Below are 23,134 nucleotides of genomic sequence, written 5' to 3' on the forward strand. Positions count from 1 at the left end.
CACAGGGAACTGAGACCCTGGATGGTGTCATAGAACCTTTCATGACAGTGGAACTCAGCTCGCGCATCGATGGTATTCTCGAGGCGGTTTCCGTTGACGTTGGGGATAGCATTGTCAGGAACCAGGTGGTTGCCAAGCTCGAGTCGGAGGTCGAACAGGCCGCCCTGGAATATGCCCGCGCCAAGGCTTCGATCGACAGTGATGTGCGCCTGCAGGAGGTCAGTCTTGCCTATGGCCGGCGTCAATTGAACCGGATCAAGGAACTGCATGAAAAGAAGCTCTCCTCTTTTCAGGATTACGACAAGGTCGATACCGAAACCCGGCTCACCCGTTACAAACTTGCCCAGGCCAAAGAGATCAAATATTTGGCGGAACTCGACCTGAAGCAGGCCGAGGCACTCTACAATCGCCATACCATTCGCAGCCCCATCGACGGCATCGTGGTTGATCGCTATCTCAATCCAGGGGAGTCGGTGGAGGAGCGTCCCATCGTCAAGATCGCCCAGGTCAACCCATTGCGGGTAGAGGTCGTCGCGCCGGTCTCCCTGTTGGGCAAGATCAAACTCGGCCAACTCGCCATGGTGAGTCCGGAAAAGCCCGTCGGTGGTAGCCATCAGGCGGTGGTGAAGATTGTCGATCCGATACTCGATGCAGCCAGCGGCACCTTTCGTATCCGCCTTGAGATACCCAATGAGAATTCCAAGCTCACCAGTGGTTTGAGATGCCAAGTGCGTTTTCTCGACAAAATGGTTCAACGGCAACCGGCATTACCCAAGGTTGAAAAAGAGGCTCCTGCCCGGATGCAACAGGCCGATGAGGAGACGGCAGTGTCGGCGAACAACTCGGACGACGCTGTCGTTTCACAACCACTCAACCCAGCTGTGAATACAATTAGAGCATCCAACCCCTATTTCCTGATTGTGACCAATGATTCCCATTTACCACTGCGCAAAGCCGAGCATCAGGCGGCGGTACTCAACCAAAAAGGTCTCAAGGATACCTGGGTCATACCTAAGGGGTCGCTGAAGGGACACATCTCTCTCGGCTACTTCAACAACCGCAGAATTGCGGATAACTATTATAAGAAACTCACGGAGATGGGTATTGATGCGAGGATCATCGAACAATGAAGCGGCATCGGTCAAGGAGACCGGATAGGCTGATTTTCGAGGAACTGGAGCCGCGAATTCTGCTCTCGGCCGACCTTGCGGGTGTCGCCTTAGATCTGTCGCCGAACGATGTCGAATCCACTGATGATGAATCAGACCTGCAGACCATAGTTGCCGCGTTGCAGAGCAACCCCACCGGCGATGCAGGGGAAACCGATGGTTCCAGCCTTGAACTTGTAATCGTCGACCCGGCAATACCGGATTACCAGTCAATGGTGGATGACCTGATCAGTCGCAACGGTGAGGGGCACAGCTACGCCATCGTGGTGCTCGATATGGAAAGCAGCGGCATCGATCAGCTTAATGAAACGCTCAGTAATTATCGCAACCTCGATGCAATGCATCTCATCACCCATGGTGGTGACGGTGCCATACAGATCGGTAAAGACACCATTGATCATGAAACATTGAATCAGAAAGCCGACGAGTTGCGTACATGGAGTGACGCTTTCACCAGCGATGCGGATATTCTGATCTATGGTTGTAATGTCGCCGCTACAGCTGAGGGTGTGCAGTTGCTTTCAACCCTGGCTCAACTGACCGGAACCGATATTGCTGCTTCCGACGATCTAACTGGAGATGTGCAGCAAAATGGTGATTGGGATTTGGAATTCACCAGCGGCAACATCGAGAGCGGCTTGGCACTGAGTGCTGGATTGCAACAGAACTTCCATCACACATTGGACATCACCACAGGCTTGCAGGGCCACTGGGCTTTTGATGCCAATGCTGCAGATTCGAGTGGTAACAACTATCACGGAACGCTAACCAATGGAGCCGCGATAGACACCAATGTTGCTACAAACATTGTCGGTGGAGGTAAATTGTCAGTCGATGGCATCAACGACTATGCCGATTTATCGAGTCATATTGCCGGTTTTTCAGGATTAGGCCAGGGGACGGTAGCTGCCTGGGTCAATACGACCAGCTCGGCCGCTCAGTACATCTTCTCGATTTATGACCGTTCGCTTTCGAGTGATGCCAACATTGGCATGATCAATGGCGAGTTTTATTACTATGCGCAGAATTGGGGTGAAGGCATTCTGCTGAATGTTCAAGCAAATACGCCCATAAACGACGGTGCCTGGCATCATGTGGCTGTCACCGTCGATGGCAGCGGCAACAGTCTCTATGTTGATGGTGTGCAGATGACGGGTGCGGCCATAACCTATCTCAACGGCACCTCGGCTACTTCGGCATTCTTTAACGATGTCGATTTCATCGATGACATGCAGATTGGGTCTATCGATGACACTATGACGGGAATCGTCAATCCAACCAACGGATTTATTGACGAGGTAAGGGTATATGATCGCGCCTTGACCGCGGCCGACATGGCAGAGCTGGCAAATTTGGCGCCAACCATTGACAGCGCCAGTATGACCCTGTCGGAAGGTGAGACCGTCACTCTGACAGCTGCCGATTTCACTGTTACCGATCCGGATGATACGGCTTTTACTTATACCGTGAGCAGTGTAACAGACGGCTATTTCCAACTGAGCAGTAATCCCGGCACGTCTATATCAACCTTCACCAGCGCAAATCTGACAGCAGGTGTGGTGCAGTTTGTGGATGATGGTGACGAGGTTGCACCCAGTTTCAGCGTTACCGTGAATGATGGCTTCATCGATTCCAATACGTTGGTGGCAACCGTCAACTATACGGCCATGAATGATGCCCCGGTCAATACCCTACCGGCTTCGGTATCGACAAACGAGGATACGACTGTCAATTTCAGCGGTGTCAATCAGATCCAGATCAGCGACGCGGATCATGCTGGCGGTACTTTGCAGGTAGCGCTCAATGTGGACACCGGTGGTCTGCTGACATTTGGTGATACCACTGGTCTGATCTTCTCCACAGGCGATGGCACGGATGACGCCAATATGGTTTTTACCGGCACCCTGGCGGAGATCAATGCAGCCCTGTTGACATTGAGCTTTACCCCCACAACCGATTTTAACGGCAATGTAAATCTAACTGTCACCACCAACGATCGTGGTAACAGTGGCAGCGATCCTGGCTTGACCGGTGATGCCGGAAGCGAACAGGACAGTGACAGCATTACCCTCACCGTAAACCCGGTCAATGATGATCCTATTGCCACTGCCGACAGCATCAGCGTGGCTGAGGGCGGTACTGCCACCACCCTGGTGGGAGGTTCCACCACGGTGCTGAATAACGACACAGGCCTCGGTGATACCCCGGTGACCGTCTCACTGGTCACCGATGTGACCAACGGCACTCTGACGTTGAATGGCGACGGCACCTTCAGCTACACCCACAATGGAAGTGAAATCTTCACCGACTCATTCACCTACCGTGTTACTGACAACGACGGTCAGACCAGCGACGCCACGGTAACGATCAATATCACCCCGGTGAGCGATACTACGCCGGTTGCCAACATCGACAGCATCAGCGTAGCCGAGGGTGGAACCGCCACTACCCTGGTGGGAGGTTCCACCACGGTGCTGAATAACGACACCGGTCTGAATGACACCCCAGTGACGGTGAGTCTGGTCACTGATGTTAGCAATGGTACCCTGACGTTGAATGGCGACGGCACCTTCAGCTACACCCACAATGGAAGTGAAATCTTCACCGACTCATTCACCTACCGTGTTACTGACAACGACGGTCAGACCAGCGACGCCACGGTAACGATCAATATCACCCCGGTGAGCGATACTACGCCGGTTGCCAACATCGACAGCATCAGCGTAGCCGAGGGTGGAACCGCCACTACCCTGGTGGGAGGTTCCACCACGGTGCTGAATAACGACACCGGTCTGAATGACACCCCAGTGACGGTGAGTCTGATCACCGATGTGACCAACGGCACTCTGACGTTGAATGGCGATGGCACCTTCAGCTACACCCACAACGGCTCGGAAAACTTTACCGACAACTTCACCTACCGTGTTACTGACAACGACGGCCAGACCAGCGACGCCACGGTAACGATCAATATCACCCCGGTGAGCGATACTACGCCGGTTGCCAACATCGACAGCATCAGCGTAGCCGAGGGTGGAACCGCCACTACCCTGGTGGGAGGTTCCACCACGGTGCTGAATAACGACACCGGTCTGAATGACACCCCAGTGACGGTGAGTCTGGTCACTGATGTTAGCAATGGTACCCTGACGTTGAATGGCGACGGCACCTTCAGCTACACCCACAATGGAAGTGAAATCTTCACCGACTCATTCACCTACCGTGTTACTGACAACGACGGTCAGACCAGCGACGCCACGGTAACGATCAATATCACCCCGGTGAGCGATACTACGCCGGTTGCCAACATCGACAGCATCAGCGTAGCCGAGGGTGGAACCGCCACTACCCTGGTGGGAGGTTCCACCACGGTGCTGAATAACGACACCGGTCTGAATGACACCCCAGTGACGGTGAGTCTGGTCACTGATGTTAGCAATGGTACCCTGACGTTGAATGGCGACGGTACCTTTTCATATACCCACAGTGGTTCGGAGAATTTCACCGACAACTTCACCTACCGTGTGACCGATAACGACGGCCAGACCAGCGACGCCACGGTAACGATCAATATCACCCCGGTGAGCGATACTACGCCGGTTGCCAACATCGACAGCATCAGCCTTGCAGAAGGCGGCACTGCCACCACTCTTGTCGGTGGTTCTACAACCGTCCTCGACAACGACGCCGGTCTGAGCGATACCCCAGTGACGGTGAGTCTGATCACCGATGTGACCAACGGCACTCTGACGTTGAATGGCGATGGCACCTTCAGCTACACCCACAACGGCTCGGAAAACTTTACCGACAACTTCACCTACCGTGTTACTGACAACGACGGTCAGACCAGCGACGCCACGGTGACGATCAATATCACCCCGGTGAGCGATACTACGCCAACCGCCACTGCCGACAGCATCAGCCTTGCAGAAGGCGGCACTGCCACCACTCTTGTCGGTGGTTCTACAACCGTCCTCAACAACGACGCCGGTCTGAGCGATACCCCAGTGACGGTGAGTCTGGTCACCGATGTGACCAACGGCACTCTGACGTTGAATGGCGACGGCACCTTCAGCTACACCCACAACGGCTCGGAAAACTTTACCGACAACTTCACCTACCGTGTTACTGACAACGACGGTCAGACCAGCGACGCCACGGTGACGATCAATATCACCCCGGTGAGCGATACTACGCCAACCGCCACTGCCGACAGCATCAGCCTTGCAGAAGGCGGCACTGCCACCACTCTTGTCGGTGGTTCTACAACCGTCCTCAACAACGACGCCGGTCTGAGCGATACCCCAGTGACGGTGAGTCTGATCACCGATGTGACCAACGGCACTCTGACGTTGAATGGCGACGGCACCTTCAGCTACACCCACAACGGTAGTGAGAACTTTACCGACAGCTTCACCTATCGTGTTACCGACAATGATGGTCAGTCGTCGGTTGCAATGGTCAATATCAATATTGACTCAGTCAACACTTCTCCAGTGGCTTCGGATATCAATATCAGCGTGACCGAGGACAGTGTCTACACGGGAGTACTTCCAGCAGCCAGTGATGGCGATGGGGATGGTGTTACCTACCGCCTGGAAAACGAACCTGCTCACGGTAGTGTTACGGTCCATGAGAATGGTAGATTCAGTTATGCTCCCGATGCCAACTTTTATGGTGCCGACAGTTTTGTTTACAGCGTAAGAGATGGCAATGGTGGAGCAAACAGCTACTTGGTAGAGATAGATGTTGTACCGGTAAACGATGCTCCAAGCATTATCAGTCAGAGTGATTCCGAGTCTGTTTTACTCTCGTTGCAAGAAAATAGCTCGGACGTGACGACGGTTAACGCCAATGATCCTGATAACGATACCCTCTCATTCTCAATTGTGGGGGGCAGTGATCTGGGCTTATTCAGTATCGATAACCTGAGTGGAGAGCTGGTATTCAATGTGGCACCGGATAGAGAGAATCCATTAGATTCTAACCAAGATAATCGCTATCAAGTTGAGATTTTGGTTGCAGACGGAAACGGCGGGGCCGACCGTCAGATCTTTACGGTAGAGGTCAGGGATGTGGATGAGTTCGATGTCGGTCTGTTGATGGATATTGAGGATGCGCCCGATGTTATCCCCATTTCCGGCTCGATCGAAGATGAAGTCGGCATCACAGTCTGGGCTGAAGATCCGGATAGTGGAAACAACCGCATCTCCTATAGTCTGGATGGGGATGCTGGGGGACTCTTTGCCATCAATCCGTCCACCGGGGTCATTACCTTGGTGTCGGATTTGGAGAGCCAGGATGGGTCACAGTTTGAGGTTACGGTGCGCGCCACAAGTGAAGACGGATCCTTCTCTCTTCAAACCTTCAATATTGCTCTGATCAGGGCGGTCGAAGGGCCGGCTGATCCTGAAGAGCCCTTTCTGGATGAGGTTATTTTTGATCTCGGTCCAGAACAACCGATAGCACCTGATGTGCCAGCAGCCACACTGAGCGAGCAGGATAGAGAGCAGGTACCTATACTCACAGCTGTCGAAGCCATGGATGAGATCAGGCAGGCGGATGAATCCTTGTTACAAACCGCAGGGGAAGACCCGGTCTCGAGTTTTGCTGAGCCTGAACGGCATGCTTTCAAACAACTGTCATCGTCGTTATTTGGCACGGATAATAGAAATGCCAACGGTTTTGATTTTGTGGAGGCAAGGCTTACACCCACACCGGTTTCACCTGATGAACTGCCACAGTTCAATACTCAGAGCAGCGAATTGATTGAGGTGCCGGAGACGATCTGGTACCTCCTCGACACCATGGGTCAGGAGATGTCGGACCATCGGGATGAACAGTCCTCGAGCGATGGTATCGTGCTGCAGTCGGCGGCACTGGGCACCCTCACCCTTTCGGCTGGTTATGTGGCCTGGTTGTTGCGTGCTGGTGTGCTTTCGGCCAGCCTGCTCTCATCAGTTCCCCTGTGGCGTCAGGTCGATCCCCTGCCGGTTCTCTCGGCGTATGCAAAAAGGCGTGAGAAAGCCCGGGATGATCGAGCAGAAGACGATCCTGAGGAGAAGCGTTTGGCGAAACTGTTCGATCGCAGGAGCAGGCATGGCCGAGGCAACAATTCACGGAAGGACGCATGATGTTTCGGTTCAGTCCGACAATCAAAATCACCTTGGGTTTGGTGCTGCTGACCTTAAGCATTCTTCTGCTGGGGCGTCTTATCGGTTTTGTTCCCGATGAGGAGAAGACGGCTCTGCAGGCAAGAAAACAGTTCTGCGAATCGCTGGCGGTTCAGGTCTCCTCGGCTGCCTCATCGAATGATATTGAGATTCTACGTGCAACGCTCAAATCTGTAGTGGATAGAGATGATGAAGTCCTCTCCATCGCGTTGAGTAGCAACCGGGGTGTCTCCCTGGTTATCGGTGAGCACGATAAACATTGGGTGGATGTCCCTCTGGATAAATCCACCTCGACTCATGTGCGGGTGCCGATCATGGCCAACAAGAGCCGATGGGGAACCCTTGAGGTGGCATTCGCTCCCTTGAAAAAGGAGAGCGCACTCTCGCTTGGCACCCTTGGGGGATTGTTGCTGTTCGTGGCCTTGATGGGATTTGTCCTCTACATGATCTTCATCAAGCGAACCCTACGCGAGCTCGATCCGAAAGCGGTGATACCCGAACGGGTCCGCTCCGCATTCAATGCCCTTTCCGAGGGATTGATTATTCTGGATGAGAAAGACCAGATCATTTTGGCCAATGATTCCTTTACCGAGAAAACCAGTATCAAGGAGGATGACCTGATCGGCCTGCGTGCGGATGAGTTGGCATGGAGAAAGAGAGAGAAGGGAATCAAGGCGGATATCTTTCCATGGTGCAGCAGTATGCAGAATATGGAGCGCAAGACCGGGATCCCGATGCATCTGCAGTTGAGGAACAAAACCGAGCGAACATTTTCGGTCAATACTGCGCCGATCTTCGATGGTAAGGGAAGGCCGCGTGGTGTGCTGGCAACCTTCGACGATATGACCGATTTGGAGAAAAAGCACCGTGAACTCCAATCGACACTTGAAAAACTGCGTAGTTCAGAGAAGGCGTTACGTGACAAAACCGTGGAGCTTGAACTGCTGGCCACCCGTGACCCCTTGACAGGCTGCTACAATCGGCGCGCATTCTTTGAAAAATACGATGCCCTTTTCGAGTCGGCGGTCAAACAGGGAACCGGTTTGGTTTTCATGATGATCGATATCGACAAATTCAAGTTGGTCAATGATCAATACGGTCATGCCAACGGAGACAAGGCGATAAAATTCGTTGCCGAAACCCTGATCGTCAATTCACGGCCGGAAGACGTTGTCGGCCGCTATGGCGGTGAAGAGTTTTCCCTGGTCATGCCCGATGCGGATCAGCAACAGGCGATGGTGCTTGCCGAACGCTTACGCAACGAGATTCAACAAAAGGGTCATGATCTATTTATCGACAATCGGACGTTGACCGTAAGCATCGGTGTGGCACTCCTACCGGATGGTGTGGATGAGCAGATACAATTGATCACCAATGCTGACAATGCCCTCTATGCAGCCAAGAAGCAGGGACGCAACTGCGTCGTCGCCTGGGATCCCGATTTGACGGAGCAGGAGCGCGCTTTTGAAAAGGCGAAGCAGGATATTAAGGAGGCACAGGCGGTACCACTGACTGATGAGGCGCCTGAGAAGATACTCCGGAGTGAGGTGCATAGATTGGAAGATCTGGTGCGTAATCTCGAGTCGGAACTTGAGTACAGCCGGGAAGAGATCAAGCGCCGGGAGGGGAAGGATGAGCTGACAGGTCTGCCCAACAGGATTATCTTCAGTGATCGCATACTTCAGGTTCTTGCCAGATGCAAGCGTTACGGAAAATCCGCAGCATTGGTCTCGATCGATATCGATGATTTCAGCAGTATCAACGAGGCATTCGGCTTCAGCACTGGTGATCGGATTCTCAAGGCCATCGCCTCCCGGCTTGTGGATAGCTTGCGTATCACCGATACCGTTGCGGTCATAGATGAACAGGACAATAAAGAGTCCTCAACCATCTCCCGCGTGAACAAAGACGAATTCGCCCTGATTCTGACGGATGTAAAGGATATCGAGTCGATTACCTGGGTCATCAGACGCATCCTGAATGGCTTGAAAGAACCGATTGAAATCAATAATCAAGAGCTATTCATCTCATTCAGTGTAGGTGTGGCCCTCTACCCGCACGATGACGAGTCACCGGCCGGTTTGATGCAAATGGCGAGTTCGGCCCGATATGCCGCCAAGCGTGAACAGGGAAGCAACAACATCCGCTTCTTCTCACCTGAGATCAACCGGGATGCCTATCATAAGGTCTGGCTGGAGAGCCAGTTACACAAGGCGATTGTCCGCTCACACTTTGAATTGAACTATCAGCCGAAATTCGATCTCAAGAGCGGTCGTATCGTCTGCATGGAGGCCCTGGCTCGGTGGCCTCATGCGAAGGTTGGATTGATACCTCCTAGCGAGTTTATTCCGGTCGCGGAGAGCACGGGATTGATCCATAAGCTGGGGATTTGGGTGCTGAGACAGGCAATTCGCGATCTGAAACAGTGGCATGATATGGGCTACGATGATCTGCGGGTTGCGGTCAATCTCTCTGCTGTGCAGTTACGTAAATCAGACCTAACGGAAAAGGTTCTAAAGAGCTGCGAAAAACTTGGTATAGATCCTTCATATATGGAATTAGAGGTCACTGAAAGCACATTGGTTGAAAACTACAAACAGACTACGCCTGTCATGCAGGCAATGAACGAGGCCGGCATTCGTTTTACTCTGGACGATTTCGGCAAGGGCTTTTCATCTCTCAGCCATCTCAGGGTATTGCCGATCGATGCAATCAAGATAGACCACTCCTTTATCGAAGATACACTGCCGAGTGAGTATGACCAAACCATCATCAACGGCATCATCTCCCTGGCCAAGGGTCTGCACTTGAGAGTCACCGCCGAGGGCGTTGAGACTGAAAGCCAGAAAAAGGTGCTGTCCATGCTTGGTTGTGATGAGGTTCAAGGAACACTCTATAGTCAGCCGGTCGCGGCAGACCAGGTGCTATCCCTGCTCGAATCCTACAACGGGCCTGAGGGCGAGGCGTAAGCCTTTTCTTACCGACTTATTACAAATGCACAAGCACCCTTCGATGGGTATAGTGGTGTGCAGAATCACCCGCTTTCAACGGAGTAAAAAAGTGCATTTGAGCTGCCGCATTTTGTTGCTGTTTGCCGTATTGATCGGTGTGGCTGCCTGTGACCGGGGTCCCCGGGATCATCATCAGACCCTGCTGGTATTCGGTACGCTTCTCGATATCAAGGCCTACACCGACCAACCGGCGGAATTTGATGCCGCGGTGCGGGATCTGGAGCGGACCTTCCAGGCGATGCACCGGGAGTGGCACGCATGGAAGGGGGATGGTGAACTGGTTCGATTGAACAGAATGCTTGCCCAGGGAGACCCCATGACGGTCACACCTGAACTGGCTGATCTGTTACAGCAAGCCAAACGCCATGCGGAACTGAGTGATCACCTCTTCAATCCTGCAATCGGGCGCTTAATCGCATTGTGGGGTTTTCACAGCGATGAACCTCCGGGTGGGCCGCCGCCGGATGCAAAAAAGATAGCCTCACTGATTGATGAGACGCCCTCCATGTCTCAGCTTCTATTCGAGGAGAATCGAATCCATTCCACCAATCCGGCGGTGTCCCTGGATCTGGGTGCATTCGCCAAGGGCTATGCCTTGAATCTCGCCATACGCCGCTTGCAGGCGTTTGGCATTGCCAATGCCATCGTCAATGCGGGGGGCGATCTCTGTGTCTCGGGTCATCACGGCGACCGGCCTTGGACAATCGGTATACGTCACCCCCTGGGCGAGGGTGTCATTGCCTCGGTCGATGTGGTGGACGGTGAATGTGTGCTTACTTCCGGAAACTATGAACGATACCGTGAATACGAAAGTATACGCTATGCCCATATCATCGATCCGCGAACCGGCTACCCGGTGGAGCACGTAGCCTCGGCGACAGTGATCAGCAAGGATGGTGGCCTGGCCGATGCCGCGGCCACCGCCTTGAGCGTGGCAGGTCCCGCACAATGGCAGAGGATTGCAAAGCAGATGGGTCTAGCCCAAGTGATGCTTGTTGACGACAATGGAGATGTCCATCTTTCCCCGGATATGCGTGAGCGCATCGAATTTCAGCAGCCTATCGGGCAGGTGATTGTATCTCCCGGGCTGGACGCCGGATCCTGATCGACAGGCAGAATTCAGATCGGGCACTTCCCAACCACATCGACCACCGCAGAGGTCAGGGTGTGGAGATCATCCTGTTCGATAACATAGGGAGGCATCAGGTAGACCAGCTTGCCGAAGGGTCTGACCCATACGCCGGCATCGACGAAGCAGGGTTGTATCTGTCGCATATCCACGGGCTTCTTCATCTCCACTACCCCGATGGCGCCCAGCACCCGAACCTCGTCCACCTGCGGCAGCTCCCGGCAGGGGGCTAACCCATTCTGCAGACTCGCTTCTATGGTCTTGACCCGTTCCTGCCATGGGGAGTCGAGGAGTAGATTCAGGCTCGCCAGTGCGGCACTGCAGGCCAGGGGATTGGCCATAAACGTGGGGCCATGCATAAACAGGCCTGGATCCCCCTGGCTGATGGATTTACTGATCTCTTCCGTGGTCAGGGTTGCCGCCAGACTCATGGTGCCGCCGGTAAGTGACTTCCCCAGGCACATGATGTCAGGGGCGATATCGGCATGTTCGCAGGCGAAGAGTTTGCCGGTGCGGCCAAATCCGGTAGCGATCTCATCCAGGATCAGAAGTACCCCGTATTTATCACACAGACTGCGTACCTCTTTCAGGTATTCAGCGGAATAAAAACGCATTCCACCGGCCCCCTGCACGATTGGTTCCAGGATAACCGCGGCGATATCTGAGTGATACTTCTTGAGTTTTTTCCTCAGCGCCTTGGCCCCGTCCCCCTTACAGGGGTGACCGAAGTAGCAGCTGGGGGCATCGACGAAGATCTGCTGGGGCAGGATCTCGGAGAATAGGGAGTGCATGCCGGTCTCAGGGTCACACACCGACATGGCGCCGAAGGTATCGCCGTGATAGCCCCTGCGGATAGTGAGGAATCGCTGTTTTTCGGCTTGATCCTTATCGTGCCAGTATTGAATGGCCATCTTCATGGCCACCTCCACTGAAACCGAGCCGGAATCGGTGTAAAAGACGGTCTGTAGCGGACCGGGGGTGATTTCGATCAGTTTTTTTGCCAGATCGGCGGCAGGCTGATGGCTAAGCCCCCCGAACATGACATGGGGCATGGTATCGAGTTGATCTGCCATCGCCCGCTTCAATTCAGGGTGATTATAGCCGTGGATGGCGCACCACCAGGAGGACATGCCATCGATCAGCTCCCGGCCATCGGCCAGGCGTAACCGCACCCCATCGGCAGATACGACGGGAAAAACCGGCAAATCGGAGCCAATGGCACTGTAGGGGTGCCAGATATGTTGTTTGTCGAATTCGATCCAGTCCAGGTTTTCACTCATTTCAGCAGGGATGACCTTTAAAAATAGAAGCAATTTGAGGGGGTTGAAGAGTCAGACATCGATCCATAGTCAGATCAACCGGCAACTCACCACTGGTCCCTTGTTAAATGGTGTAATAGTTTACCTATGCATGTTACAGCATTATGGCGAGATGACGTCACTTGGGTCTCCTCCGTGGCAGCGCTGCTGCAAATTCGGCCTTCATGGGTATATTTTTTTATAATCAAGTAGTTAAGTTGTATATATACCTGAATCCATAGTGCCCAGACGGGGGCTGTAAAAAGGCTTGCCAGGTTGCCAACCGCAGAGTCTAGTCAGTCGCGAGGCAGAGGTTAACAGATAATAATCGAGGATGTTGCCGAGTTTTTTTTAATTGCTATCTATGTTACCAATGAAGATCGAAGCAAAAGGTGAATGACACCTCCAAATAACAGGCCATAGTAAAACAATCCCGGCCTTACAAATAAGGAGAATAATATGGGCAAACCTGTAGTAGCCGCAAAGCAACCCATCGATGTGGAACTTGTCGCAGGTAAAGAGTATTGGTGGTGTGCCTGCGGTCGCTCATCCAATCAGCCATTCTGTGATGGCTCACACCAGGGCACGGGGATTGAGCCGCTTGGATTCAAGGCCGAGAAGAACGGTGAGGCCTGGCTCTGCCGTTGTAAACAGACAAAAACCCCACCCTATTGCGATGGCAGCCACAAACAGGTGGAGGATTGATCATCGGTTGTGCCGGGTAGGGTGTAAAACCCAGCCCTAGCTGGAGTTGATATCGTTGGACAGCTGCCCATGTGAGGTATGGAATTCGATGCGGTTTCGGCCATTTTTCTTGGCTGTATAGAGGGCCTGGTCGGCATTCACCAGAAGCTGTTCCCCGTCGGCCATTTGCTGGGTTTTATTTGATAGGGGCAGGGTCTCGCTGACCCCTATCGATACGCTCAACTGCAGTGATGAACCATCATCCAGGGGGATCGGCTGGGCGTTGACTTCCATGCGGATCCGTTCAGCCAGCATCAATGCCTCGTTGAGGGTGGTTTGGGGCAATAACAATGCAAACTCCTCGCCGCCAAACCGTGTGGCGATGTCACTGGCACGCAGTTGGGAGCGGATGCGATTTGCCAGTTCCCGCAAAACCGTGTCCCCGGCTTGGTGGCCGTAGCTGTCATTGATGCGTTTGAAATGGTCAGCGTCGATGAACAGGCAGCTTAAGGGTTGGCGATAACGTGCCGCCCGGGCGATCTCCTCATTGATGCGGCGATCCAGATAGCGGCGATTGTGAAGTTCGGTTAGCGGATCGGTAAAGCCACTGATCAGGATATGTTCCCGGTTGATTGTGTTTTCCAGACAAACGGTGCAGATGGTGGCGAGACGGGCAAGAAAATCGGTGGCGAGCTGGCGTGAGAATCGATGCTGTTCGTCACTGCCCAAATTGATGCTGCCTACCAGTACATTGTGTCGAACCATGGGTAGTATGGCCATGCTCTCCAGACCCTCGGTATCAGAGAAGAGCTGATCATACTCAGGGCTTAGAAAAGGGCCCAGCCAGGGGCTTCTCAGACGCAGAAAGCGTGGATTTATCGCCACCATATCATCCACAAAATCGAGCAACGGAAAGGCCTTTTCATCCAGACCGTTTTTGTACAACAGGTGACGGATTTCGTGATTGGGATCGTGCAGCATGACTTGAATAGTCTTGATCTCAAAGGAGGTCTTGAGTCCTTCGGTCATGCAACTCAGAAGTTCCGGCAGCGTTTCAGCGCTCAGCAGTTCCAGTTCACGGGCATGAAAGCGCCCTAGTGTCTCCTGGTTCTCCTGTGCCTTTTGGGTTAATTCCCTAAGGCGTGCATGGAGTAGTCGGTTCTCTTTTTTTAGATCCATTGTACTGCACACAAGTCACATGCTCAGACATATCGGCTTAGTGGTATGCATCTTGAGAAACCATTGTGCATCTATTTGATTCAAAAGTCGCTGTTGACCCGCCAGCGCTGATAATTGGGTTCGGAAACATAGCCCCGACTGGTGATGAAATTTATCACCTTGCGCAGACGATAAAAACGGACTACCGAGTCGACACGAATTATCTCACTCCCCTGTTCATCGAAAAAAACCAGCGAGGGGGTATAGAAGAGACCCATATCCTTGGCCCACTGTTGCGCAGTTGTGCGTTTTCCCTTGGGGGTGATGACCGGGGTCTGTCCTGCGATATCGAGTTGAACGTTATCAAAACCGCGCAGCAGTTTATCGATGGCCGGGTCACGCAAGGGTTGGCCATGGAGAATGTCGCATGCGTGACAGTTACCCTGTTCGAAGTAGACCAGTAACGGGCGTTGGCCGGGAAAGCGGCTGCGATCAAGATTGTGCGGTGGTGGGATAAAATAGTCCTCTTCGTTTAAATCACCAGGTTCAAATGCGGTGCCTGAGTCTCCCCTGGCAAGATATTCGGGGAATGACTCTTTTTGATAGTGTCCATCGGCGACATATTCCAAGGCAGCGCGAAATTGGTAGGGAGGGTAATACCCGCGCAGGCGCAGTGCCTCCTTGCCCTGGCTATCGTAAAAAATCAGCGAGGGCGTGAAGTTTGTCTTCTCGCGTAACGCATATTCCCGTTGAGTGACCACCTCATTATTCAAGGTTGTGACCTCTTCCGTGCTCCAGATATCGATGGGTACGATATCGAAGTGGTTGCGGGTATAGGTCGTGATGTCGCTGAGACCGAAATTCACATCCAGCAACATCTTGCAATAGGCACAACGCTTTTGGCCGAAATAGACGATAATGCCACGCTTGTTGTTGAGCGCCGCTTCATCGAGATCGTCTGGCAGATCCAGGAAGCTCTTCTTGAACCAATCGGGGTATTGCAGCAGATCTTCAAGGGGGAAATCATCGAATGCATAGACATCGCTTTCGGAATCAATGGCAAAAGCGAATTGATTGAAAGATGCCGACAGCATCGCGACAATGATTGATGTGTTGCATAGTAGTTTGTTCATGGGCATGGTTCACCAGGGTGCAAGATTAGTGTTAACAGGCCCTAATCTAAGTTGACCAACCCCATACTCTAGACTGAAACAGATGAGGATAGGATAGGGGTAGGGTCAAGGTTTTTTTTATTCTCTTTCTAGACGCTACAATATATCAGGTTAGATATAAATTTCAGTATTGTAAATCGAAACCGTATTGCAGGTTATTTGAATAGGGCATAGTGGTCGAGTAACCAGTCGGTGCACAATTTGTGCCTGTCCCTGTTAACCCTGGTGTCAAGTCATTTGTACGCGGAAGAAGAAGGCGATCAGTAACCACAGCAGGCAAAGCAATAATCAAGTGCTTTGAAGCCTAGAGATAGGCTGACCAGTTTGTGGAGAGATCGCCGAATACCAGGAAATGTGGATTGAGCAGGGAATCCTTGGTGTTGTATTCGAGGGGCTGCAGATCGAGGGTGGTGACCTGTCCGCCGGCCGCTTCAACCACGGCCTGGGCGGCGGCAGTGTCCCATTCCGAGGTGAGGCCGAGGCGGGGATAGATGTCGGCCTTGCCCTCTGCCACCAGGCAGAGTTTCAATGAGCTGCCCATACTGATCAGCTCATGTTCCCCCATCTTCTCCAGGAAACGCAGCAATGAGTCGCCCGCATGGGAGCGGCTGCCGGCGACGCGGACGGGGTGCTTGCACCGCTCCGTGACCTGGATCGGCCTGGGGGGCTGACCGGCCTCCTGTTTCCAGGCGCCATTACCATGGATGCCATAGTAAGTGGTGCCCAATAGCGGTGCATGGACCACCCCCAAGGTTGGGGCGTGTTCCTCGATGAGGGCGATATTCACGGTGAATTCGCCATTGCGTTTGACGAACTCCCGGGTGCCATCAAGGGGGTCGATCAACCAATACCGCTGCCACTGCTGACGTATCGAGAAAGGGATCTCGGAAGACTCTTCAGATAGTACCGGAATATCCGGTGTGAGACTTTCCAAGCTGGAAACGATTAAATGATGCGCAGCAGTATCGGCGGCGGTCAATGGGGAGTTGTCCTGCTTGTTCTCGACCTCGAAGTCGGTGTTATAGACAGCCAGGATGGCATCCCCTGCCTGATGGGCCATCTGAAGCAGGTCGTTGAGAGATATGGGTATACTCATGTCTAATGTCTTTGTTTGGATCAGTGCTAACGGGTACCTAAATGATCCCTGATCAGGTAGAGGGCCGCGATAGAACGGGCCTCGGTAAAATCCGCTTGACCGATCAGGTCATCCCAGTTGGAGAGCTTCCAGGGTACGACTTCGATCGGTTCGGGTTCATCCCCCGGTCGCTTGTCGGGGTAAAGGTGCCGGGCAAGAATAACATGGGTCTGGTGACGGATGTATGCGGGGGCGATGGTAAATGTCTTGATGAGTCGCAGCTCGCGGGCTGCATAGCCGATCTCCTCGCGAATTTCCCGGTTAGCGGCCTGCAGAGGATCCTCGCCCGCCTCCATGCGTCCCTTGGGCAGGCCGAGTTGGTAGTCGTTGCTGCCGGCTGAGTATTCGCGAATCAGCATCACCGTATCATCATCGAGCATGGGTACCACCAGGACCGAGCCTCTCTCACCGCCGAGTAGGCGCTCATACTGCCGTTGCTGACCGTTACTGAATTCAAGTTGCAACTGTTCCACGCGGAACAGGCGTGTTTCAGCGATCAGTTGCTGAGAATGGATGGTTGGGAGTTTTGGCATGGTTTTCAGTGATCTTGTTCGTGCGCGAGAAAGTCTAGTTCTGTAAACAGCTTACCCTGGAACCAGCCGCTCCAATAGAGGCTGCCCTCTCTTATCCGTGTGTGCTCGGTGTCGACAGGGAGTGGCCGCATGCCGGTGAAGCGGATCAATTTGGCTGGATAGTCTACATGCAGACTGAGTTGCATGGGAAAGTAACCGTCGAGGAATCTGCGCATGTAGGGGCCGTTGCGCAGTTGATAACCACCCTTTGCCAACTTGTGCAGGGATTGGGTTTCAGCCCGGAGACACACAGTTGCGCCGTGGCGAATATCCCGTAGTTCGATGCTGGAGCCGATTACCCGGCTGGAGCCGATATTCTCAACCCTGACCAATTCAATCTGACGTATGCGCTGGGGATGGTAGACGATCTCGAGGTGTGGCACCGGATCCAGGTGGCGGTGGCACTGATGCAGCTCAACCCAACCGTGATCCAGACTATCCACATTGATCTGTATCCGGTTAATATGGTGGTGAACGGGTTCTGCCGGAGGAGTGTGCAGAAATTCCAATTCACCTTCATTGACCGCCTCGATGCGTGATTCCAGATCCTCATCGGGGAATTCGAACGGTTCCTCCTCAGCGGTGGTAATGCACGGCCATAGAGAGAGAAGTAATGAAAGGATCAAATACATAGGTGTAACTGTATACGATGATCGACTGGAACCAAATTGATATTGTCATGCTGGATATGGACGGCACCCTGCTGGATCTCCATTTCGATAACCATTTCTGGCTGGAACATGTACCGGCACGCTATGCGGAGGCAAAAGGCTTGTCTCTGGAACAGGCCAAGGGTGAGTTGCTGGCCCGATACAAAAGTGTCGAAGGCACACTGGAGTGGTACTGCATTGATCACTGGAGTCGGGAACTGGAACTCGATATCGCCCTGTTGAAGGAGGAGGTGGATCATCTGATCGCGGTTCACCCCCATGTTATCGACTTCCTGGATCTGCTAATGTGTGCCGGCAAGGAACGTGTTCTGGTGACCAACGCCCATCAAAAGACCCTGGCATTGAAGATGGAGAAGACACGCCTGGCGGGGTTCTTCGACCAGGTCATTTCTTCTCACCAGCTGGGTCTGCCCAAGGAGCACCCCGAATTCTGGAACCGGCTGCAGAATCTTCACCCCTTCGATAGAGAGCGGACCCTGTTCGTAGACGATAGCCTGTCTGTGCTCGCGTCGGCCAGGGAATATGGCATTCATTGGTTATTGGCCATGCTCAAGCCAGACTCCAAGGCGCCATCGAGAGAGATCGGGGATTACTCCGCCATCCATGATTTTTCGGAAATCATGAGCGGTCTGCGTTGCTCGGTCTGAAAGTGGATTTGACAGTACAGAGGTTGGATGACTGCAGGTATTGAAGCTGATTGTATAATCAAGTTAATTGTTCACGTTGCTTCTGTCTGTCTCTGCCTTTAGTAGCTGCTGAATCGATACATACCGATTTTTAATTATTCGACAGGACATCCTTTTATTGTGCGAGAAAAGGACTTTAATTAAGGAGAATCATCATGTTTGGCCAATTTCTTTTTCCTCGGCTCATGGAACGAATCAACAAGTTGGAAGCGCGTATACAGGAGTTGGAGTCTACAGTGGAGCGGCTATCCACAGGTGGTATAGGTAGACTTAACGACTATCTTACATTTCACGATGAGAGCGAATGTGTAACTGCTCGTTTGACTGGTATCAACCTGCAGATTGTTAACGGCGAGGGCAATACCCAGAGCGTCAACTGTAAAGGAAATCTGATTCTGGGCTATAACGAACCCCATACCGAAGGGACCGTCGAGCGTAGCGGATCACACAACCTGATTATTGGTATCAGGCATAATTACTCAAGTTATTGTGGCATCGTAAATGGTATGGCCAACAATATAAATGGTGAGTATGGGACTATTCTCAATGGCCGGGAATGTTATGCTCACGCAAGTCATGTCACCATGTGCGGTGGAATTGATCATAAGGGGAATGGATCCTATTCAACCCTCTTGAGTGGTTTTGACAATGGTGGTTTGGGTTCCAGATCAGTATTCATTGAAGGGACGAACAATCGTGCAGAGCACAGCCAAACCGTCTTTATAGGGGGAGTAGGAGAGACCTCTTCCCACGACGAAGAAATTATCCCAGCGTTACCATAGGTCCTTGCGGCACTGATTCGTTACACTAGTGGAGTTGGTGTTTAACTGAAATGTAGTATCACATTGAGATTGGTGAATCTGCCTTGGGTAACCTGGGGCGGATTCCCTGTATATTTGATTTCATTTCAACTGGCGGCGGCATTAAATACCCTGAGTCAATCGCTCATCATTTAGTGCCAAGCTGCTTCAACATCTCCTCCATACGGATCAGCCGCTGCTCCATCTCTTGAGTGCGGGCATCGATTCTGTGTACTTCCCCCGCTTCCCCTTCACCGCTGTCGCGGGAGAATTGTTCGTGCTCTCTTTGCAGTGTCTCGAGTACAATGCCGATCATCATGTTGAGAAAGACAAACGCGACGATGAAGATGAAAGAGAGATAGAAGGACCAGCTCAAGGGGTAGATGTCCATGGTCTCGTACATCACATCGGTCCAGTCCTCGAAGGTGGCGACGCGGAACAGGGTGAGCATGGCGATGGAGATGTTGCCCCAGAGCTCCCGGTTGATCTCGCTGAAGAACATGCTGCCCATGGCGGCGTAGATGTAGAAGATGATGAACATCAGCAGAGAGACATAGCCCATGCGCGGGATGGCGGTGACGAAGGCGTTCATCAGGATGCGCAGCTCGGGGATGATGGAGACCAGGCGCAATACCCGGAATATCCGCAGCAGGCGCCCCAGCAGTGCGGCCTCGCTGTCGTCCACCGGGATCAGGCTGGCGGTGACGATGAGGAAATCGAAGATGTTCCAGCCCTTGCTGAAGAAGGCCTTCAGATTTTTTTCCGCCACCATGCGGATGATGATCTCAGTGAGAAAGAAGAGGGTGATACCCACGTCGAGGATGCGCAGCACCTGGACGGTGGCGGTGGGTATGGGATAGGTCTTGGCACCGATCATCAGGGCGGAGATGATGATGACTAGAATGACGAAGGTCTCGAACAGCTTGTTGGAGCGCAGTTGCTCAAAACGGTCGCGCAGTGTCACGGAGTTAAGTTTCATGGTGAATGTCGGATATCGGGCTGTAGTAACAAGGCGCGCATTATACGAATTTCGAATGAAAAATCAGTTTCGAAGTGGCGTGCGATTAGGGGTGGGATGAGAGGAAAAGTTCCCCTGGTGGCCCGGAAGGATCAACGTCCCCAGGTTTTAAAACGTTTCTTGCAATAGGTCAGCAGTTCCGCATAGTTGCGGAAGTAGTGATCAAAACCATTTTCCGCCGGGGCATCGAACTCGCACCAGTCATTGTCATAGTCGCGGCAGATCTGCGGCCGCTGGTCGTAGATGCCGCAGGATCCCCCCGGTCCCAGGTGCTCGCAGCTGCCCTGGAAGAGGAGAAACCAGCCGTCCTCATCCTTGTAGATCTCCACCCCCTGATGGGAGACCTGCCACAGCAGGTGTTCGAAGTCTGCCTTGGAGCGGGGGGCGACACCGATGGCCTCCGTGGTGTAGGTACAGCATTTCGAGTTGAGACAGCGACTGCACTTGCCGTCCATAGGGGTTATTCAGTATTGCCGCTTTGCGGCGGTTTGGGGCCACGCCGGCGGCGGCGCCGTTTCTTCGCTTTCTCCCCATCTTTGGGTTTATGGCTCTTATGGTGATGTCCCTTGCCGTGGCCCTTGTGTCCATCTTTGCCGCGATGTGGCTGACGCGAGCCCTTTTCGGGATAGATTCTGCTCTTGGGATCAATCTCCGCCAACAGGGCTGGATCGACGGTCTGAGTGGGAATGGAGTGACCCACGAAGACCTCGATATCGGGCAGGGAGAAGGCGTAGGTTTCACAGGCGAAGCTGATGGCATCGCCGCTGGCACCGGCACGGGCGGTACGACCGATCCGGTGCACATAGTCCTCGGCATCCTCCGGTAGATCGAAGTTGATCACGTGAGTGACATCGGGGATATGCAGCCCACGGGCCGCCACATCGGTGGCCACCAGCACAGCCAGCTGCCCCTCCTGAAAACCCTTTAGCAGGCTAAGGCGCTTCTTCTGCGGTACATCGCCGGAGAGCACGGCGGTGTCGATGCCGTTGCCCTGTAGGAATCCCCACACCTTGTCAGCCACCCGCTTGGTGTTGACGAAGACGATGGTGCGGGTGTCCGTCATACCCTGAATCAGACCCACCAGAAGCGGGATCTTCTCCTCGTTGGCGGTCATGTAGCAGGTTTCGGTGATCTTGTCAGCGGTAACCTGCTCAGGTGCCACCTCCACGCTCTGGGGGTTGTTCATATGCTCATAGGCGAGCTCTTTAACCCGATAGGAGAGGGTGGCTGAAAAGAGCATGCCCAGGCGTTTCTGCGGAGGCGGGCAGCGGCGCATCATGTAGCGGATATCCTTGATGAAGCCGAGGTCGAACATCCGGTCCGCCTCGTCCAGTACCAGCACCTGGATTGCCTTCAGATCATAGACATGCTGCTTGAAGTAGTCGATCAATCTACCGGGTGTGCCGATGAGGATATCGACACCCGCCTCGAGCTGCTTGCGCTGTTGATCGTATCCAGTGCCGCCAAATACCGCCACCGAGGAGAAATCGGTGTGTTTGGTGAGGGTTTGCGCATCGTTGTAGATCTGTACCGCCAGCTCCCGGGTGGGTGCCAGGATCAGGGCCCGGGGCTGATTGGCCCTGCGCTCCTCGCTGGCGGGATGTTGCAGCAGATGGTGCAAGGTGGCGATGAGAAAGGCCGCCGTCTTGCCAGTGCCGGTCTGGGCCTGCCCAGCCACATCCTTGCCGTCAAGTGCGATGGGCAGGGTCTCAGCCTGGATTGGGGTGCAGTATTCAAAGCCGGTCTCACGGATTCCCTGCAGGATGGAATCGGCCAGATCGAAGCTGTCGAAGCCTATATTTGTAAGGTGTTTTTCAGTCATGGCGGGCAAGGATACAGTAAATTGCCTGTACACACGATGGCTCGCTGTTCCAGCGTGTTGGGGGTTATGGGAGTAAAAGGGTGTCTATTTACCATTTTTTAGAGGTCAGGCAACCAAGATGGCGTAGAATCCCGTACAATCCATCCCTATGAATATCCATCTGATATCCGTGGGAAACCGCATGCCGGGGTGGGTTGTCGAAGGTTACCAGGAGTATGCGCGCAGAATTCCCGCTGAATGCGCCTTGCATCTGATTGAGATACCACCTGGCCATCGCGGCAAGAACGCCGATATCCCACGGGCGGTGCGCGATGAGGGTGAACGGATGCTGAAGTCGATCCCCAAAGGGTGTCAGGTATTGGCACTGGATGTCACGGGTAGCGCCTGGAGTACGCAGCGTCTCTCGATCAAACTTGGAGAGTGGATGGCTGATGGCCGGGATCTGGCTCTGCTGGTGGGTGGCCCAGAGGGACTGGCGGGTGATTGTCTTCAACGGGCGGATGGACGCTGGTCTCTCTCCCCTCTGACCCTCCCCCATCCCCTGGTCAGGGTAGTGGTTGCAGAGCAGTTATACCGGGCTTGGAGCCTGATGCGTAATCACCCCTACCATAGGGCATAGGAGATGTAAGCAAGTAG

At 53.4% G+C, this 23,134-nt stretch carries 16 protein-coding genes and 1 pseudogene; 8 read left to right on the plus strand and 9 right to left on the minus strand.

Features of this window, described 5'->3' with window-relative positions:
• Window positions 1-41: 41 nt before the first annotated feature.
• The 4 genes from R2K28_RS01340 to R2K28_RS01355 all read left to right on the plus strand — a co-directional run bounded on the left by R2K28_RS01340 (window position 42) and on the right by R2K28_RS01355 (window position 11,458).
• Window positions 42-1,130: an efflux RND transporter periplasmic adaptor subunit gene (locus R2K28_RS01340; RefSeq protein WP_316367637.1), complete on the plus strand. Its 1,089-nt coding sequence runs from the start codon at window positions 42-44 to the stop codon at window positions 1,128-1,130.
• Complete coding sequence (locus tag R2K28_RS01345; RefSeq protein WP_316367638.1) at window positions 1,127-7,303, plus strand: Ig-like domain-containing protein; 6,177 nt, start codon at window positions 1,127-1,129, stop codon at window positions 7,301-7,303. The genes R2K28_RS01340 and R2K28_RS01345 overlap by 4 nt, the downstream gene beginning before the upstream one ends.
• Window positions 7,300-10,311 carry a diguanylate cyclase domain-containing protein gene (locus R2K28_RS01350; protein ID WP_316367639.1) on the plus strand — a complete coding sequence of 1,004 codons (3,012 nt, stop codon included), beginning with the start codon at window positions 7,300-7,302 and terminating at the stop codon, window positions 10,309-10,311. The genes R2K28_RS01345 and R2K28_RS01350 overlap by 4 nt, the downstream gene beginning before the upstream one ends.
• Before the next feature lie 91 nt (window positions 10,312-10,402).
• Window positions 10,403-11,458 (plus strand): FAD:protein FMN transferase, encoded by a 1,056-nt coding sequence (locus tag R2K28_RS01355; protein ID WP_316367640.1) that lies wholly within the window; start codon window positions 10,403-10,405, stop codon window positions 11,456-11,458.
• A 14-nt stretch (window positions 11,459-11,472) separates the two neighbouring features.
• Here R2K28_RS01355 and bioA read toward each other — a convergent pair whose 3' ends face one another.
• The gene (gene bioA, locus R2K28_RS01360; RefSeq protein WP_316367641.1) at window positions 11,473-12,762 is read right to left on the minus strand and encodes an adenosylmethionine--8-amino-7-oxononanoate transaminase; all 1,290 of its coding nucleotides are present in this window, start codon (window positions 12,760-12,762) and stop codon (window positions 11,473-11,475) included.
• A gap of 477 nt (window positions 12,763-13,239) precedes the next feature.
• On the opposite strand from bioA, the pseudogene R2K28_RS01365 reads away from it, so the two are divergent.
• Window positions 13,240-13,479, plus strand: a pseudogene (locus R2K28_RS01365) (CDGSH iron-sulfur domain-containing protein); the annotation flags it as partial.
• Window positions 13,480-13,521: 42 nt separating this feature from the next.
• Here the strand turns inward: R2K28_RS01365 and R2K28_RS01370 are convergent.
• The 5 genes from R2K28_RS01370 to R2K28_RS01390 form a co-directional block, all read right to left on the minus strand.
• Window positions 13,522-14,643 carry a GGDEF domain-containing protein gene (locus tag R2K28_RS01370; RefSeq protein WP_316367642.1) on the minus strand — a complete coding sequence of 374 codons (1,122 nt, stop codon included), beginning with the start codon at window positions 14,641-14,643 and terminating at the stop codon, window positions 13,522-13,524.
• An 80-nt stretch (window positions 14,644-14,723) separates the two neighbouring features.
• Entirely contained in the window at window positions 14,724-15,755 is a 1,032-nt protein-coding gene (locus tag R2K28_RS01375) for a thioredoxin family protein (protein WP_316367643.1), read from the minus strand.
• A gap of 343 nt (window positions 15,756-16,098) precedes the next feature.
• Entirely contained in the window at window positions 16,099-16,890 is a 792-nt protein-coding gene (gene cysQ / locus R2K28_RS01380) for a 3'(2'),5'-bisphosphate nucleotidase CysQ (RefSeq protein WP_316367644.1), read from the minus strand.
• A gap of 26 nt (window positions 16,891-16,916) precedes the next feature.
• Complete coding sequence (gene nudE, locus R2K28_RS01385; protein ID WP_316367645.1) at window positions 16,917-17,462, minus strand: ADP compounds hydrolase NudE; 546 nt, start codon at window positions 17,460-17,462, stop codon at window positions 16,917-16,919.
• A gap of 5 nt (window positions 17,463-17,467) precedes the next feature.
• The gene (locus R2K28_RS01390) at window positions 17,468-18,133 is read right to left on the minus strand and encodes a hypothetical protein (RefSeq protein ID WP_316367646.1); all 666 of its coding nucleotides are present in this window, start codon (window positions 18,131-18,133) and stop codon (window positions 17,468-17,470) included.
• A 17-nt stretch (window positions 18,134-18,150) separates the two neighbouring features.
• On the opposite strand from R2K28_RS01390, the gene yrfG reads away from it, so the two are divergent.
• Both yrfG and R2K28_RS01400 read left to right on the plus strand, forming a co-directional pair.
• A complete protein-coding gene (gene yrfG / locus R2K28_RS01395) occupies window positions 18,151-18,819 on the plus strand; it encodes a GMP/IMP nucleotidase (RefSeq protein ID WP_316367647.1) in 669 nt (222 codons plus the stop codon).
• Between the two features lie 194 nt (window positions 18,820-19,013).
• Window positions 19,014-19,640, plus strand: coding sequence for a hypothetical protein (locus tag R2K28_RS01400; protein WP_316367648.1), 627 nt, complete (start codon window positions 19,014-19,016; stop codon window positions 19,638-19,640).
• A gap of 166 nt (window positions 19,641-19,806) precedes the next feature.
• Here the strand turns inward: R2K28_RS01400 and R2K28_RS01405 are convergent, their stop codons facing one another.
• The 3 genes from R2K28_RS01405 to rhlB all read right to left on the minus strand — a co-directional run bounded on the left by R2K28_RS01405 (window position 19,807) and on the right by rhlB (window position 22,498).
• Complete coding sequence (locus R2K28_RS01405; protein ID WP_316367649.1) at window positions 19,807-20,637, minus strand: ion transporter; 831 nt, start codon at window positions 20,635-20,637, stop codon at window positions 19,807-19,809.
• Between the two features lie 131 nt (window positions 20,638-20,768).
• Window positions 20,769-21,131, minus strand: coding sequence for a YkgJ family cysteine cluster protein (locus R2K28_RS01410; protein ID WP_316367650.1), 363 nt, complete (start codon window positions 21,129-21,131; stop codon window positions 20,769-20,771).
• A gap of 5 nt (window positions 21,132-21,136) precedes the next feature.
• On the minus strand, window positions 21,137-22,498 hold the full coding sequence (gene rhlB / locus R2K28_RS01415) for an ATP-dependent RNA helicase RhlB (protein ID WP_316367651.1): 1,362 nt from the start codon (window positions 22,496-22,498) through the stop codon (window positions 21,137-21,139).
• 148 nt (window positions 22,499-22,646) lie between these two features.
• Here rhlB and rlmH point away from each other — a divergent pair, with 148 nt between their 5' ends.
• On the plus strand, window positions 22,647-23,117 hold the full coding sequence (gene rlmH, locus R2K28_RS01420) for a 23S rRNA (pseudouridine(1915)-N(3))-methyltransferase RlmH (RefSeq protein ID WP_316367652.1): 471 nt from the start codon (window positions 22,647-22,649) through the stop codon (window positions 23,115-23,117).
• The last annotated feature ends 17 nt before the right edge of the window (window positions 23,118-23,134 follow it).

Origin of the sequence: Candidatus Thiodiazotropha sp. CDECU1 (assembly GCF_963455295.1) — a bacterium.
Taxonomy (GTDB): Bacteria; Pseudomonadota; Gammaproteobacteria; order Chromatiales; family Chromatiaceae; genus Thiodiazotropha.